The organism is Synechococcus sp. SynAce01 (assembly GCF_001885215.1).
GTDB classification, from domain to species: domain Bacteria; phylum Cyanobacteriota; class Cyanobacteriia; order PCC-6307; family Cyanobiaceae; genus Regnicoccus; species Regnicoccus frigidus.
Window position 1 is genome coordinate 2,315,825 of sequence record NZ_CP018091.1, and the last position, 15,405, is coordinate 2,331,229.

17 protein-coding genes are annotated in these 15,405 nt (G+C 66.1%); 13 read left to right on the forward strand and 4 right to left on the reverse strand.

Translation table 11 applies throughout. The annotated features are described in order from the left end of the window. Positions 1-116: 116 nt before the first annotated feature. The 7 genes from BM449_RS12075 (at position 117) to BM449_RS12105 (ending at position 8,363) form a co-directional block, all read left to right on the forward strand. Entirely contained in the window at positions 117-2,066 is a 1,950-nt protein-coding gene (locus BM449_RS12075; RefSeq protein ID WP_071801428.1) for an IMS domain-containing protein, read from the forward strand. 68 nt (positions 2,067-2,134) lie between these two features. Beyond that, the gene (gene ffh, locus BM449_RS12080) at positions 2,135-3,634 is read left to right on the forward strand and encodes a signal recognition particle protein (protein WP_071801429.1); all 1,500 of its coding nucleotides are present in this window, start codon (positions 2,135-2,137) and stop codon (positions 3,632-3,634) included. A gap of 234 nt (positions 3,635-3,868) precedes the next feature. After that, a complete protein-coding gene (gene rpsP / locus BM449_RS12085; RefSeq protein WP_071801430.1) occupies positions 3,869-4,291 on the forward strand; it encodes a 30S ribosomal protein S16 in 423 nt (140 codons plus the stop codon). Positions 4,292-4,302: 11 nt separating this feature from the next. After that, positions 4,303-5,319, forward strand: coding sequence for a PhoH family protein (locus BM449_RS12090; RefSeq protein ID WP_071801431.1), 1,017 nt, complete (start codon positions 4,303-4,305; stop codon positions 5,317-5,319). Between the two features lie 62 nt (positions 5,320-5,381). After that, the gene (locus tag BM449_RS12095; protein WP_071801432.1) at positions 5,382-6,110 is read left to right on the forward strand and encodes a Bax inhibitor-1 family protein; all 729 of its coding nucleotides are present in this window, start codon (positions 5,382-5,384) and stop codon (positions 6,108-6,110) included. 113 nt (positions 6,111-6,223) lie between these two features. Then, positions 6,224-7,339, forward strand: coding sequence for a GDP-mannose 4,6-dehydratase (gene gmd / locus BM449_RS12100; RefSeq protein ID WP_071801433.1), 1,116 nt, complete (start codon positions 6,224-6,226; stop codon positions 7,337-7,339). A gap of 19 nt (positions 7,340-7,358) precedes the next feature. Further along, positions 7,359-8,363 (forward strand): GDP-L-fucose synthase, encoded by a 1,005-nt coding sequence (locus BM449_RS12105; protein WP_071801434.1) that lies wholly within the window; start codon positions 7,359-7,361, stop codon positions 8,361-8,363. Between the two features lie 42 nt (positions 8,364-8,405). On the opposite strand, the gene BM449_RS12110 is transcribed toward BM449_RS12105, so the two are convergent. After that, positions 8,406-8,948: a hypothetical protein gene (locus BM449_RS12110; protein WP_233830718.1), complete on the reverse strand. Its 543-nt coding sequence runs from the start codon at positions 8,946-8,948 to the stop codon at positions 8,406-8,408. Positions 8,949-9,009: 61 nt separating this feature from the next. On the opposite strand from BM449_RS12110, the gene era reads away from it, so the two are divergent. The 6 genes from era (at position 9,010) to larB (ending at position 13,026) form a co-directional block, all read left to right on the forward strand. Then, positions 9,010-9,927 (forward strand): GTPase Era, encoded by a 918-nt coding sequence (gene era, locus BM449_RS12115; RefSeq protein ID WP_233830720.1) that lies wholly within the window; start codon positions 9,010-9,012, stop codon positions 9,925-9,927. Between the two features lie 43 nt (positions 9,928-9,970). Then, complete coding sequence (locus BM449_RS12120; protein WP_233830723.1) at positions 9,971-10,516, forward strand: phycobiliprotein lyase; 546 nt, start codon at positions 9,971-9,973, stop codon at positions 10,514-10,516. 5 nt (positions 10,517-10,521) lie between these two features. Next, on the forward strand, positions 10,522-11,217 hold the full coding sequence (trmD, locus tag BM449_RS12125; RefSeq protein ID WP_071802257.1) for a tRNA (guanosine(37)-N1)-methyltransferase TrmD: 696 nt from the start codon (positions 10,522-10,524) through the stop codon (positions 11,215-11,217). Positions 11,218-11,291: 74 nt separating this feature from the next. Next, complete coding sequence (gene ispF / locus BM449_RS12130; protein ID WP_071801437.1) at positions 11,292-11,771, forward strand: 2-C-methyl-D-erythritol 2,4-cyclodiphosphate synthase; 480 nt, start codon at positions 11,292-11,294, stop codon at positions 11,769-11,771. After that, positions 11,768-12,292 (forward strand): TIGR03792 family protein, encoded by a 525-nt coding sequence (locus tag BM449_RS12135; RefSeq protein ID WP_071801438.1) that lies wholly within the window; start codon positions 11,768-11,770, stop codon positions 12,290-12,292. Before ispF ends, BM449_RS12135 begins: the two co-directional genes overlap by 4 nt. Next, on the forward strand, positions 12,289-13,026 hold the full coding sequence (gene larB, locus BM449_RS12140; RefSeq protein WP_071801439.1) for a nickel pincer cofactor biosynthesis protein LarB: 738 nt from the start codon (positions 12,289-12,291) through the stop codon (positions 13,024-13,026). Before BM449_RS12135 ends, larB begins: the two co-directional genes overlap by 4 nt. Here the strand turns inward: larB and BM449_RS12145 are convergent. The 3 genes from BM449_RS12145 to BM449_RS12155 form a co-directional block, all read right to left on the reverse strand. Next, the gene (locus tag BM449_RS12145; protein WP_071801440.1) at positions 12,995-13,933 is read right to left on the reverse strand and encodes a DUF1517 domain-containing protein; all 939 of its coding nucleotides are present in this window, start codon (positions 13,931-13,933) and stop codon (positions 12,995-12,997) included. The two genes, larB and BM449_RS12145, sit on opposite strands and share 32 nt — an antisense overlap. Positions 13,934-14,007: 74 nt before the next feature. Beyond that, positions 14,008-14,229 carry a sulfur carrier protein ThiS gene (gene thiS, locus BM449_RS12150; protein ID WP_071801441.1) on the reverse strand — a complete coding sequence of 74 codons (222 nt, stop codon included), beginning with the start codon at positions 14,227-14,229 and terminating at the stop codon, positions 14,008-14,010. After that, positions 14,226-15,302: a thiamine phosphate synthase gene (locus BM449_RS12155; RefSeq protein ID WP_071801442.1), complete on the reverse strand. Its 1,077-nt coding sequence runs from the start codon at positions 15,300-15,302 to the stop codon at positions 14,226-14,228. The genes thiS and BM449_RS12155 overlap by 4 nt, the downstream gene beginning before the upstream one ends. Positions 15,303-15,405 lie beyond the last annotated feature (103 nt).

The window sequence follows — 15,405 nt, forward strand, 5'->3', positions numbered from 1 at the left end:
GCCGGGTTCTATTGATGGCGACTGTACGGGGTCCAAACTCGAAGGGGAGTCAAAATCGATGCCGCTGCTTACACTCGGCGCACTGACGACCCACGCGGGTCTGGGAGCCGCTGCGATTGGAACTTCCGATCGATCACTACCGCTTGCTGGGGGTGAGTCCTGCCTCCGACTGCCAGACGGTGCTGCGCACCTTGCAGCACCGTCTGGATCACCCACCCAAGCAGGGATTCAGCCACGAAGCGCTGCAGAGCAGGGCCGCCTTGCTCCGCTCCAGCGCCGACCTGCTCAGCGACGAAGATCGGCGCAGTGCCTATGAAGCCGATCTGATTGCCTTCGAGGGCAGCGGCGGAGATGGCGCTCCCGGACTTGACGTGCCTAGCAGCAAGGAGTTGGGCGGACTGCTGCTGCTGCTGGAGGCCGGTCAGCCGTTGGACAGCTTCGAAGCAGCACGACGCAGCCTGCAGCCTCCCCAGACGCCGGCCTTGGGCAGCTCCCGCGAAACCGATCTCACCTTGTTGGTCGGTCTGTCCTGCCGCCAGGCCTCGTCCGATCTGCGCGATCAGCGGCACTTCGAGGCGGCGGCTTCTCTCCTGCAGCAAGGGCTGCAGCTCTTACAACGCATGGGCCAGGCACCGGAGCAGCGACGCCAGCTCGACAGCGACCTCCACGCCCTGCTGCCGTTCCGGGTGCTGGATTTGCTCAGCCGCGACCTGGCCGCCAGCCATGAGCGTCAGGAAGGACTGCGCTTGCTTGAGGTGCTGGTCAAGAAACGGGGAGGTCTCGAAGGCGACAGCGACCCTGAATTGCCGCGCCAGGACTTTCAGTCCTTCTTCAAGCAGATCCGCCAGTTCCTCACCGTTCAAGAGCAGGTGGATCTCTTCGGCCGCTGGGCCGGTGAAGGATCGCCCACCGCCGAGTTCCTGACCAGCTACGCCCTCACCGCCTCCGGTTTCTCCCAGCGCAAGCCCGAGCGGATAGCCGCGGGCCTGGAGCGGTTGGCGGCCAGCGGCCAGCCCGGCGTCGGGCCCTTCCTCGCCTGCCAGCACCTGCTGCTCGGCCAGGTTGATACAGCCCACAGCCACTTTGAAGCCAGCGCCGGCGAAGATCTACGCCGTTGGGCCGAAGCCCAGGGTGATGACCCCCTCGCCCAGCTCTGTGCCTATTGCCGCGACTGGCTCTCCAGAGACGTGTTGCCGGGCTACCGCGATATCGAAACCGATGCCGATCTCGAGGCCTATTTCGCCGATCGTGACGTCCAGGCCTACGTCGAGAAAAAGGATCTGGCACCGGCTGCCTGGGTGCCAACGGCTCTTGGTCAAGGCGTGAGCGCTGCGGACTGGCCAGCTCTCGGCGAGTCAGGCAACGGCGAAAGCCTGACGTCAGTTCAACCTGTTGAGCCCTTCGGCAGCGCTGAGCTGCCTGCCCAGCCCTCCCCGCGGCGCCAGGGTCGGGGGCTGCCCTGGCTATGGCCCGCTGGGCTCGGCCTGGCAACGGTTGCCGTCGCGGCTGGGTCCTGGATCGCCTTTCGCCCCCTTAATCCGAGCCCAACTGCTCCTTCGCCGTCGCAGGCCGGCTCCTCAGCGGTCAAACCCGATCCAGCCAAACCCGATCCCGGCAAGCCAGATCCCAGCAAGCCAACGCCGCCCCCGGCGGTGGCTGCGCTCAGCCTGCCGCTCAAGGCCCAGGCCCCCAGCGACGCCGAGATTCAGGGCTTGCTGGAGGCCTGGCTCAAGACAAAGGCGGAGGTGCTCGATGGCAAGACCCCCGGCCGCCCGCCGGGCGAGCTGGCACGGCCGGCCCTGGTCGCCTCCCTCCAGGCTGAAAGGCGCAGCCACGTGGCCCGGGGTGAACGCAAGCAGGTGAAGGCTGAAGTGGAGCAGCTCACTGTGGTCAGCCGCAGCCCACGGCGGATCGAAATCAACGCCCAGCTCGGTTACAGCGATCAGACCACCAACCTCGCTGGCGCCGTGCAGCAGCGCACACCTGCGATCACGGTGCGCAACACCTACGTGTTCGGCCGCGACGGCGATACCTGGAGGCTGGCCGGCTGGCGGCAGCGCAGCTGATCCGTCCGGTGCCGGTCGGTTTTTAGGATCACAGCGCGATAGCGCGTTCTCCCAGCCCGGGCCTTTCCATGTTCGATGAGCTCTCCCAGCGTTTTGAAGACGCGGTCAAAAGCCTGAGGGGCCAGGACAAGATCACCGAAAGCAACGTGGAGGGGGCGCTCAAGCAGGTGCGGCGCGCCCTGCTCGAAGCCGATGTGAGCCTGGAGGTGATCAAGGTCTTCATCGAAGACGTGCGCCAGCGGGCGGTGGGCGCCGAGGTGGTGCGCGGGGTGAGTCCCGATCAGCAGTTCATCCAGCTGGTGCACCAGGCTCTGGTGGAGGTGATGGGAGGGGCTAACGCGCCTTTGGCCAAGGCCGAAGCGGCCCCCACGGTGATCCTGATGGCCGGCCTGCAGGGGGCGGGCAAGACCACCGCCACCGCCAAGCTCGGTCTGCACCTCAAGGAACAGGGTCGCCGTGCCCTGATGGTGGCCGCCGACGTGTACCGGCCAGCGGCTATCGATCAGCTGCGCACCCTCGGTGAGCAGATCGACGTGGAGGTATTCAGCCTCGGAACGGCGGCGAAACCCGAGGAGATCGCCGCGGCTGGTGTGGCCAAGGGCCGCGCCGGAGGCTTCGACGTGGTGCTGGTGGACACGGCCGGCCGCCTGCAGATCGACTCCGGGATGATGGAGGAGATGGTGCGGATCCGCGCTGCCGCCCAGCCCGATGAGGTGCTGCTGGTGGTGGATTCGATGATCGGCCAGGAGGCGGCCGAACTCACCCGCGCCTTCCACGACCAGGTGGGGCTCACCGGCGCGGTGCTCACCAAGCTCGACGGCGACAGCCGTGGCGGTGCCGCCCTTTCGATCCGCCAGGTGAGCGGTGCCCCGATCAAGTTCATCGGCACCGGCGAGAAGGTGGAGGCCCTGCAGCCCTTCCACCCGGAGCGCATGGCCAGCCGGATTCTCGGCATGGGGGATGTGCTCACCCTGGTGGAGAAAGCCAGCAAGGAGGTGGAACTGGCGGATGTGGAGAAGATGCAGCAGAAGCTGCAGGAAGCCACCTTCGACTTCTCCGATTTCGTTCAGCAGATGCGGATGATCAAACGGATGGGCTCCCTGGGTGGCCTGATGAAGATGATCCCCGGCATGAACAAGATCGACGACGGCATGCTCAAGCAGGGCGAAAGCCAGCTCAAACGCATCGAAGCCATGATCGGCTCGATGACCGAGGCCGAGCGCAAGCAACCCCAGCTCCTCGCCGCCCAACCCTCCAGGCGCCGGCGCATTGCCGCCGGCAGTGGCCACACCCCGGCCGATGTGGACAAGGTGCTCGCCGATTTTCAGAAAATGCGGGGGATGATGCAGCAGATGACTCAGGGCGGCCTGCCCGGGATGGGTGGGATGCCGGGCATGGGCGTTGGTTTCCCTGGTCTGCCGGGCATGGGTGGTGGCATGCCTGGCATGGGAGGACTGCCCGGTCAGCAGGGCCTGCCTGGAGCGGGCCCTGGGCGCGGCGGCAGTTCCCGCAAGCCCCACCGCCCGGCTAAGCCGGCCAAGAAGCGCAAGGGATTCGGCTCGCTCTAAGCCCATCTGCGTGGGCGGCTGAGCCGCCTGCAGCAGTGCCAGGCCGCGCGGATTGGCGATCCGATCAAAAATCACTGCTGAAACGACCGCTCCTGATTATAAAAAACTTCAAATCTTGATGGCTAAATTCTACTTCTCCTGTTCCTTTGCGTCCTCCGCCCACGGGCTCACGCGTCCAAGGCCAGGGGGTGTCGCGGTAGGATCTCGGTTTGGAAGCCAACTGACTCCGTCTCAATGATCAAGCTCCGCCTGAAGCGGTTCGGCAAAAAGCGTGAAGCAAGCTTCCGCTTGGTCGTCACCAACAGCACCTCCCGCCGGGATGGCCGTCCGCTCGAAGAGCTGGGCTTCTACAACCCCCGCACCAAGGAGACCCGGTTGAACACCGAAGCGATCCGGGTGCGTCTCAGCCAAGGCGCCCAACCCACCGACACCGTGCGCTCCTTGTTGGAGAAAGGTGGCTTGATCGAGCGAACCATTCGTCCCGGTGAAACCGTCGGCAAGGCCAAGCAGGCTGCCGCTCGTGAAGCCGTGATCAAAGCCGCGGCCAAGGAAGCTGCGGACGCCAAGGCTGCTGCCCAAGAAGCCGCTGCCGAGGCCGCCGCCGCTGAAGCCAAAGCAGCTGAGCCTGAACCCGAACCTGCCGTCGCCGAAGCTTGAGCGCTCGCCCCATGGCCGGGGCAGAACGCGTCCATTCGTTTGTGATCGATCTCCCCGATCAAGCTTCGGCTCTAGCCTTGGCTGGGGAGGCCGAAGCCACCCTCCATCGCCTGGAGGCCCTCACGGGCGCTTCCCTGGTTTTGCGTGGCCTGCAGCTGGTGATCCAAGGGCAGGCTGAGCAACTCGAGCGGGCTTCTGCTCTTGTGGAGTTGATCCGTCCGCTCTGGCTGGAGGGCCAGTCGGTGGGTCAGATGGATCTGCAGACGGCCCTGGCGGCTCTCGATTCCGGCAGCGGCGAGGAGCACCGTGCGCTCGGCAAGCGTGTGCTGGCCCGCAGCTTGAGTGGCAAGTTGTTGCGGCCTCGCACCCTGGGTCAGCGGGCCTACGTGGAGGCGATCGAGCAGCACGACCTCACCCTGGCCCTGGGACCGGCAGGCAGTGGCAAAACCTTGCTGGCCACGGTCCAGGCCGTGCGCATGCTGAATGAACGCCGTGTCGAAAGGTTGATCCTCACCCGGCCGGCTGTGGAAGCTGGCGAGCGCTTGGGTTTCCTTCCCGGTGACCTGCAGCAGAAGGTGGATCCCTACCTGCGACCTCTGTACGACGCCCTGCACAGTCTGCTGGGAGCCGACCGCACCACAGGGATGCTGGAGAGGGGTGTGATCGAGGTGGCGCCGCTGGCCTACATGCGGGGACGCACCCTGGCTGATGCGTTCGTGATCGTGGATGAAGCACAGAACACCACGGCCGCCCAGATGCGCATGGTGCTCACCCGCCTGGGGGAGAACTCGCGGATGGTGGTGACAGGCGATCCCAGCCAGGTTGACTTGCCTGCCCACCAGGTCAGTGGTCTCAGCGAGGCCGCCCGGGTGCTCGACGGGGTCGAGGGCGTGGCGATCTGCACCCTGACGGTCGCCGATGTGGTGCGCCATCCGCTGGTTCAGCGGGTCGTGCAGGCCTACGCCCGACTGGATGCCGAACGCCATGGCGAAGAGCCAAGGCAGCCGCCCCGTGAGGGCCCCAGATAGGGAGATCCACACTCCCTCGGCCCGGCGGCGCTGGCAGGATAAGGGAGTTCGAATCTTGAGCCATGCCGGCCAGCAGCAATTTCCAGGAAGCGATCCGCGAGGCCCAACAGGGTGCCCTTGTGGGCCCCAACGTGGTCAACAAGGCCCTGCCCTATGTGGGCGGCGGCATGGTGCTCACCGCCGCTGGTGTGATCGGTGGCCTGTCGTTGATCGGCAACCCGATCTTCATGCCTCTGTTCTGGGTGGCCCTGATCGGCAACTTCGTTCTCTTCTTCGTGGCGCAGAACGCGGCGATGAAAGGCAACAACGGCACGGCTCTGCCGATCCTGGCGGCCTACAGCCTGATCACCGGCTTCACGCTCAGCGGCATCGTGGCGATGGCGATCGGCACGGCCGGCATCGGTGCGATCGGCACGGCAGCCCTGGCCACCGGCATCACCTTTGTGATTGCCTCGATCGTGGGCCGCAACATGAGCGACAGCCTCGGCCAGGCCCTCAGTGGCGTGGTGGGGCTGGGCATCGTTGGTCTGCTGATTGCGATGGTGGTTCAGATCGTCGGTGGCATCTTCATCCCGGGTTTTGGCGGCAACAGTTTTGAACTGCTGATTGCCGGCTTCGGCACCGTTCTGTTTGTGGGGGCCGCTTTCGTCGATTTCTACACGATGCCGCGCACCTACAACGACGACCAATACCTGGCCGGTGCCCTTGGCATGTATCTCACCTATATCAATCTGTTCATCTTCATTCTGCGTCTGATCATCGCTCTCAACGGCGGCGGTCGTCGCAACTGAATTCTTTGCTAGAGAAGTAGCATCGCCAGAGCTTCGGCTCTGGCTTTTTTATGGCTTGACTCAGTCTTCGGTCCCGTTACCCTTCACCCCTTCTTCAGCCAGGCAGGCAGCGCATGACCAAAACCGCTCTGATCACAGGAATCACAGGCCAGGACGGCAGCTATCTTGCCGAGTTGCTACTTGACAAGGGCTATCAGGTGCATGGCATCAAGCGGCGGGCCAGCAGCTTCAACACCAGCCGCATCGATCACCTCTACCAGGATCCGCATGAGGGTGATCCCCGCCTGGTGCTCCATTACGGCGATCTCACCGATTCCACCAATCTGATCCGGATCGTGCAGCAGGTGCAGCCCGATGAGATCTACAACCTCGGCGCCCAGAGTCATGTGGCGGTGAGCTTCGAGAGCCCGGAATACACCGCCAACGGCGATGCCCTCGGCACCCTGCGCATTCTTGAGGCGGTGCGCATTCTTGGCCTCACGTCGAAAACACGGATTTATCAGGCCAGCACCAGCGAGCTCTATGGCCTGGTGCAGGAGACCCCCCAGAAGGAGACCACCCCCTTCTATCCCCGTAGCCCCTACGGCGTGGCCAAGCTCTATGCCTACTGGATCACGGTGAATTACCGCGAGGCCTACGGCATGTATGCCTGCAACGGCATCCTGTTCAACCACGAAAGCCCGCGGCGTGGCGAAACCTTCGTGACCCGCAAGATCAGCCGTGGCCTGGCGCGGATCGCTGCCGGCCTCGATCAATGCCTGTTCATGGGCAACCTCGACTCGCTGCGCGACTGGGGCCACGCCCGCGATTACGTGGAGATGCAGTGGCGGATGCTGCAGCAGGACACCCCGGAGGATTACGTGATCGCCACCGGCCGCCAGGAGAGCGTGCGCCGTTTCATTGAGCTCTGTGCCCTGGAGCTGGGCTGGGGTGGCATCGACTGGCGGGGTGAGGGCCTGGGCGAAACCGGGCACCGCGCCGATAGCGGTGCCCAGGTGGTGCGCATCGACCCGCGCTATTTCCGTCCAGCGGAGGTGGAAACTCTGCTGGGCGATCCCACTAAGGCCCGCGAAAAGCTGGGTTGGACGCCCACCACCACCCTGGAGGAGCTGGTGGCGGAGATGGTTGAAGCCGATCGGCAGGATGCCGCCAAGGAAGCCACGCTCCGCCGTGAAGGTTTCACGGTGGTGGGTTCGATGGAGAATCCACCGGCTTTGTTGCGGTCTTGAGAGGCGTCGGGAGCCAACCATGAGCCTGACCCCTACGACCTTGATCCAACAGGACGACCGCATCTTTGTGGCCGGTCATCGGGGCATGGCGGGGAGTGCCATCTGCCGGGCCCTTGCTGCCAGGGAGTACGGCCATGTCTTGACGGCCGGGCGCGACGAGCTTGACCTGCTCGATCCGGTGGCGGTGCAGGCCTGGTTTGCCGCGAATCGCCCCGATGTGGTGGTGCTGGCGGCGGCGAAGGTGGGCGGGATTCTGGCCAACAGCACCTACCCCGCCGACTTCCTGCTCGAGAATCTGAAGATCCAGAACCATGTGATCGAGAACGCCTGGCGCCATGGGGCGCGCCGGCTGTTGTTTCTCGGCAGCAGCTGCATCTACCCGAAATTCGCCCCCCAGCCGATCACCGAGGAATCGCTGCTCACCGGGCCATTGGAGCCCACCAACGCCTGGTATGCGATCGCCAAGATCGCCGGCATCGAACTCTGCCGGGCCCTGCGCCAGCAGCACGGCTTTGATGCGATCAGCCTGATGCCCACCAATCTCTATGGCCCTGGCGATAACTACCACCCCACCAACAGCCATGTGCTGCCGGCCCTGATTCGCCGCTTCCACGAGGCCAGGCAAGCCGCTGCGGCGCGTGTCACCTGCTGGGGCAGCGGCAACCCGCTGCGGGAGTTTCTGCACGTGGATGATCTGGCCGATGCGGCGCTGTTCTGCCTGGAGCGCTGGCAGCCGGCGATCACCGCGGCCGATCCCGATCCGCTGCAGTTCCTCAACGTGGGCACCGGCCTGGATCTGCCGATCCGGGAGCTTGCCGGCCTGGTGGCCGAAGCCGTGGGCTACGAGGGCGAGATCCTCTGGGACACGAGCAAGCCCGATGGCACCCCGAAAAAACAACTCGACGTCAGCAAGCTGGCGGCCCTCGGCTGGAAGGCCCGCATTCCCCTGGCCGAAGGCCTGCGCCAGACCGCCCAGGCCTATGCCCTCAGGGTTGCCACCGACGGGCCATCCGTTCGCCGCTGAACTTGGCTTCCTGGCCATCGATCGAGGGCCTCATCTCAGCGATCAGGTGGCAACGGAATGGACGGCGACCGCGATGGATTGTTTCTGTTCTTCGTCGTAGCCCCATCGCTTCAAGAACCCCACGTCTTCCCCCTGGCCGCCGGTGGCTGCCAGCAACGTTTCCAGCCTCTGCTTGACAGCCCCCGGTTCCAGCCCACGCAACAGATCCCGACAACGGCGTTGGACGCGCAGCGATTTGTCCTGTTGCTCACTGTCGCCGCTGCGGCCGTGGTGCTGCGCCATGGCCGTGCTCATGGCCAGGTTGCGTGCTGTGAGATCCACCACCGCTTCGCCAGCGATGCGCAGTTGCAGCACCAGGGCCTCCGGCAGCCGGTCCATCAGGGCGCTGTCTCCGGCCAGCGAGACCACGAAGAAGCCGCGGGCGCCGTCTCGGCTGGCCACCAACTCCCCGACCCGATCGGCGATCACCTCATCGCTCAGTTCACCGTTCTCCCAGAGCCCCAGCCAATGGTTGGCGATCTCCATTGCTTCGGCAAAGTCAGGTACCTTGGCGGTGGAGGCACTCTGGGGCGATGACATCGACATGGTGACGGGTCAGGCTGTCACTGTTGAGCGTATGCAAAACCCAATGCCGCCGGGGCCCGGCATGATCGATAGCGCTCCCGATGGCTTCCGCTCTGGCTTCGTCGCCCTGATCGGTCGGCCGAATGTGGGCAAGTCGACCCTGCTCAACCAGTTGGTGGGCGAGAAGGTGGCGATCACCTCCCCGGTGCCCCAGACCACCCGCAACCGGCTGCGGGCGATTCTCACCACCCCCGCCGCCCAGCTGGTGCTGCTGGACACCCCTGGCATCCACAAACCTCACCACTTATTGGGCGAGCGGCTGGTCAAAAGTGCCCGCGGTGCCATCGGTGAAGTCGACTTGGTGCTGTTGCTTGTGGATGGCAGTGAGCCGGCCGGGCGCGGCGACGCCTTCATCGTCCAACTCCTCCAGCATGGCCGGGCTCCGGTGTTGGTGGCGCGCAACAAGCAGGATCTCGTTGATCCCGCCGCCGCCGTTTCCCTGCAGAACAGCTATGCCGATCTGCTCGAGGAGCATGGACTCAACGCGGCCCAGATCGATTGCAGTGCAAGCACCGGGGCGGGCTGCCTGGAGCTGGTTGACGCCCTGGCCGCCCAGCTGCCCCTCGGCCCCTACCTCTATCCCAGCGACACAGTCAGCGATCAGCCCGAGCAGCTGCTGCTCGCCGAGCTGATTCGCGAGCAGGTGCTCACCCACACGCGCGAGGAGGTGCCCCATTCGGTGGCTGTGCAGGTGGAGCGGATCGTTGAAGATGGCAAGCGCACCGCCGTGCTGGCCACGGTGCTGGTGGAGCGATCCAGCCAGAAAGGCATCCTGATCGGCAAGGGCGGGTCGATGCTCAAGGAGATCGGCACGGGCGCCCGCCATCAGATGGAGAAGGTCTTCGACGGGCCGGTTTATCTGGAGTTGTTCGTCAAGGTGGTGCCCAACTGGCGGCGCAGTGCCTCGCGGCTGGCCGAGCTGGGTTACAGCGGCGATTGAGCCTGGCTCCTGCAGGATGGGGGCTTCTCAGCCTGGCTCTGCCGTGACCGGCTCCTCACCCAGTTTTCCACCCACCACGTTGCCGGCCTTCCTGGAACTCTGTGCGGGCCAGTGGATGGGTCTGCGCAGTCAGTTCTCGACCTCCCCCACCCCGGAGACTGCCCCGCCTGACTCCAGCACGTCTGGCCCTGGCGACGATGACGCCTGGCACAGCAGTGAAAGGGGCGACGTGGTGGTGAGCTTCGAACCGTCCCGCTCTCCCGCCACACTCGGCAGCCTGCTGGTGACCGCTCCCACCGGAACAAGCCAGCGGCTCGTGTTCCAGGTCGATGGCCGCCTAAGCGAAGAAGACGGCAGCGCCGGAACACAGCCGCAAACGCCACTGCTGGGCCATTTGATCGGCCATTGGCAGCTCTGGACCGATGGCAGCCTGGAGCTCAGCGGCGAACGGGGCGGCAGACAGTGGAAGGAGCGGATCTGGTTCACCAAGCCGAACCTTCGGTTGCGCAGCAGAGTCGAGCACAACGCGGATGACAGTGCCGCTTCTGCCTACTTCTGTTCGGAGATTCGCCGGGTGTCGGCGGCGTGAGTGGCTTGCGCCTCGATGTGATCAGCCTGGCGCCGGAGGCCTTCGCGCCGCTCCAGGGCCTTGGCGTGATTGGCCGGGCCTTTGGCGCTGGTCTGGCGGAACTTCACACCCACAATCCCCGGGACTTCGCCACCGATCGCTACCGCAAGGTGGATGACGAGCCCTACGGCGGTGGTGCCGGCATGGTGCTCAAGCCCGAACCGGTGTTCGCCGCCTTCGAGTCGATTCCGCTGCTGCCGCGCCGGCGGGTGCTGCTGATGAGCCCGCAGGGCCAGCCGTTGCAGCAGCAGGATCTGCGCCGTTGGGCCGGCGATTACGGCCAGCTGGTGTTGCTCTGCGGCCACTACGAGGGCTTCGACGAGCGCATTCGCGGCCTGGCTGATGAGGAGGTTTCGATCGGTGATTTCGTGCTCACCGGCGGTGAGCTGCCGGCGATGACTGTGATCAATGGCGTTGTGCGACTGCTTCCTGGCACCCTCGGTGCCGCTGCTTCCCTGGACGAGGAAAGCCACACCTCCCTGTTGCTGGAGCACCCGCACTACACCCGCCCAGCCAGCTTTCGCGGCCTGGACGTGCCCCAGGTGCTGCGCAGCGGCGACCACGGCGCCGTTGCCCGTTGGCGCGCCGAGCAGCAGCAGCAACGCACCCGTCAGCGCAGGCCCGATCTCTATGCCCGCTGGCAGGCCCAGAGCACGCCCTGACCTGGGCAGCTGACCTGCGCAGCAGCCGGATCGCGGGGCTGGGAGACTGGACGGATGCAAACGGGCTGAGGGGGATGCAGCTGCGCATCGGCAACGGATACGACATCCATCGCCTGGTGGCGGGTCGGCCCTTGATCCTGGGCGGTGTGCGCCTGGATCATCCGCTCGGGCTCGATGGCCATAGTGATGCTGATGTGCTCGTGCATGCCCTGATCGACGCCCTGCTCGGTGCCCTCAGCCTCGGCGACATCGGCCTCCATTCCCCCCCCGAGGACCCGCGCTGGAAGGGGGCCGACAGCCTGCTGCTGCTCGAGCAGGTGAGCGGCCTGGTGCGCCAGCGCGGCTGGCAGGTGGTCAATGTGGACACGGTGGTGGTGGCGGAGCGCCCGAAGCTCAAGCCCCACATCGAAGCGATGCGGGCCGCCATCGCCGCGCGTCTGGGTGTAGCCCCTGAGCAGGTGGGGGTGAAGGCCACCACCAACGAGGGGCTGGGGCCGACAGGTCGCCAGGAGGGCATCGCTTGCCATGCCGTCGCCCTTTTGCAGCAACCATGAGCAGGGCCCTGGTGATCGGCCTCGCGGCGCTGTTCCTGGTGGGTCTGCTGGCTCTGGGCTGGGCTTGGCCCTTTCTGGGGACTGCCCGGGCCAGCAGCCTGTCGCTGCAGGTCGGTGCGAGTGAAGTGGTGGAGGTGCTGCGCCTGAAAGTGCCCGCCGAGCAACGGGGCTGCTGGCTGCAGGCCGAAGCGCTGAGCTGGGACCCCTGGCTGCGCCAGCAAACTGGTTACCGGGGCCGGCAGCTGTTCTGGGATGCCAAACGCCAGGAAGGCGTGCTGCTGATCGGCTGGGCTCGCCGCGCCGACTGGCAGGCGATCACAGCGGAAAATGTGGCGGTGGTGCAGAGCCGCTTTGAAGCCGACGCCCGCCGTTGTCTGGGTCTCAAAGACGCCCGGCCGCCACAGGCCGAGGCCGCTCAGCCAGAAGGGACGCTTGATTCCAGCAACAATCCCTTCCCCCTGATCAGCAGCGAGGAATGGCTGCCGGAGCTCACCGGCGACCCGTTGGATCCCCAGCGATGACAGGCAACGCTCCGGCCCCGGCGCCGCAGGATGGCTGGATCGACGGACTGGCCGAGCTGGACCTGGAGCGGAGCGCCCGTCTGGGCATGGCCGAAGCAATCTGGGGAGAAGACAAGAGCCCCGCCCAGATCAGCGCCATCCTCGAGCGCCTCGGCGCACTCGGTGCTGTGGCCCTGGTCACCCGGGTGTCGGCGGAGAAAGCCAGCACCGTGCTGGAGCAGTTCCGCCGACACCGGGCCCAAGCCATGCCCATTTACCACCGTGAGGCTCGTTGCCTCAGCTTTGGAACCTTGCCGGAGCTGGAGTCCGCAGCTGGGCCTGCTCGTGTGGCGATCGTCTGCGGCGGCAGCAGCGACCTGGTGGTGGCCCACGAAGCGCGCCTGGCTCTGCGCTGGGCAGGGCTTGGCGCCGATCTGCTGGTGGATGTGGGGGTGGCCGGCCTGCAGCGGCTGCTGGGCAAGCTGGAGCAGTTGCGGCAGGCCCGGGTGTTGATCGCCTGCGCCGGCATGGAAGGGGCCCTGCCCACCGTGCTGGCCGGCTTGCTGCCGCAGCCAGTGATCGGTGTGCCGGTTTCGGTGGGCTACGGGGTGGCCGCCGGCGGCATGGCGGCCCTGAACGGCATGCTGGCGAGCTGCTCTCCGGGTCTGAGTGTCGTGAACATCGACAACGGCTACGGGGCCGCCATGGCGGCCGTCCGCATCCTCAGAGGTGCTGCAGCTGCGGATAGGCGGTAAGAAGTTCTTCGGTACTGAGCACCTCCCCTTCGCCTTCCGGCTGCCAGATCACTTCGAGCGCCAGCAGATCGGTCGCCGAGACCGCACCGATCAGACGCAGACCTTCGCGCAGGCTTTCGGCGCTGTTGACGGTCTTGACGGGCAGGCGGCTGCGGCTGGCGACCAGCAGGGTGATGGCGATGAAGTCGCTGGTGGCATCGGCATTGCCCGCCGTTACAGCGGAATCCTGCAGGCGTTGGCCGGCCACGTTCGAGGTCACTTCGCTGCGCAACTTGCTGCGCTCGGTCATCGAGAGGCGGTTGAAGGTGGACTCCGCGCTCACGAAAGGCACCTGGCCCACTTCGCAGTTGGCATAGACCCAGAGCTCGGGCTGACGCATCAGGGCTAGGCAGGTTTCCTGCAGCACCTTCTGCAGGCCGGCGCTGTTGGAGGTGTTGGCCGTTTCGGCCAGCCGGCGCAGATCCTGCTGCAACTCGCGGGCATTGGCCAGCAAGCCAACCTGCAACTGGGCCACCGCCACCGGGCCATCGGGCTTGGTGACATAGCTGCGCCCATTGGCCGACGGCAGGGCACCACCACCGCCGCCTGCCCCACCGCCGCGCAGGGCGTTGACCAACACCCCGGCGATCGTCATCAGGATCAGGAAGCCGAACAGGCCGCCGCCGCCGAATCCGAACATCGGGATAAGGAACGGGAATCCGATCCCGCCACCGCCGAATCCACCGCCACCCCGAGCGCCACCGCGAAAATTACCGGCGCCGCCGCGGGAAAAGGAAGGAGCGGAACGGAAGCTGCCGCCACCGATGCGGCCACCGCGGGCGGCGTCACTGGGTTGGGGATAGGCAAATAGAAACAGACCAGACGCCAGCAGGGGCAACAGCAGCCAGATGGAGAGTCGACGCAGCATCGAAGAACGAAAGAAAGAACGGGGAGAGGGCACGGGAGAGACCGGACGAATCGCCCATAAAACATGCATTGAATCTAGGAACCCCCTCCAACGATGGTGACCACCTCAAGGCCATCACGAGCCTGTACCGCTTGGTTTGGCCAGTGCTTGCGCGCCAGGATCTCGCCGTTGAACTCCACCACCACCAGGCGTGGTTCGTAACCAAACCAGCGCAGGGCCGCGTCGAGGCAGAGACCGGCAGGGCAGGGTCGCAACTCGCCGTTGAGCTGAACCATCACCGTTGGCTCCGTGCTCATGAGCTTGCGGCCTGCAGGGTCGCCAGCAGCTGGCGGCAGGCCGCGCCAGGATCCTCTGCCGCCATCACCGCCCGCACCACGGCCACCTGCCTGGCGCCTGCAGCCACCACCGCTCCCAGGTTGCTGGCGTCGATGCCGCCGATCGGAAAGAAGGGAATCGGACTGGTCGCCGCCGCCTGGCGCACATAGGCCAACCCCACCGGCTCACGTCCCGGCTTGGTGGGCGTGGCATGCACCGGCCCCACCCCGACGTAATCGCAGCCGTCGGCCACGGCGGCCTGGAGCTGCTCCAGGCGGTTGGTGCTGCGCCCGATCAGGCGGTCGCGGCCGAGCAGGCGCCGGGCGATGGCCGGGGGCAGGTCCCCCTGGCCGAGGTGGACCCCATCGGCCTCCACGGCCAGGGCCAGATCGATCCGGTCGTTGACGATGAACAGGGCCCCATGGCGGGCGCAGAGCTGGCGCAGGGCGCGGGCCTCGATCAGGCGCTGTTGGTCCTCGGCCTGCTTGGCGCGGTACTGCACCAGACCGACCCCCGCCTCCAGGGCTGCGGCCACCGTGGCTTCGAGCTGCCGCAGCGGCGCATCCGCTGGATCGGTGATCAGATACAGCTGCTCGCTTGCGAGTTGGCGGCGGCGCTGTTCGCCGCTGCCAGCGCTGGCCAGCAGATCCGCCTCCAAGTCGTAGAGGGCATAGCGCAGGCTGGCGGCCTCGGCGGCCAGCACGGGGTCGCTGCTGCGGCCGAATTCCTCCAGCACCCGCAGGGCTTCCTGCACCCGGCCGGCATTGGCGGCCACCACCTGCTCTGGGGCCTGGCGCTCCTGCTGGGCGGGGTGTGCCAGGCCGGCGCCGCCATCGCTGGCGCTGTGGCGGGAGCGTTTGTAGCTGGCGCGGTGGCAGCGACCCAGCCGCTGGCGCATGTCCTTGCTGCGCGCCACCAGATCCTGGCGATCCAGGCCGAAACGGCACCAGTCTTCGATCACCCGCAGGCCCTCGCGGGCGCGATCGAGGTTGGCGTCGATCAAGCGCCGCACGCTGGCTGTCGGTTCCGGGGAAGGGGTCGGATCGGGTGGCATCAGGGCTGCATCAGGGCTGGGATTGGGTGGCGCTGAGATGTGAGCGGCTTAACACGAGCCAAGCATCGTGCCGCGCTGTTCCTAAGTTGGATTCACTCGATCA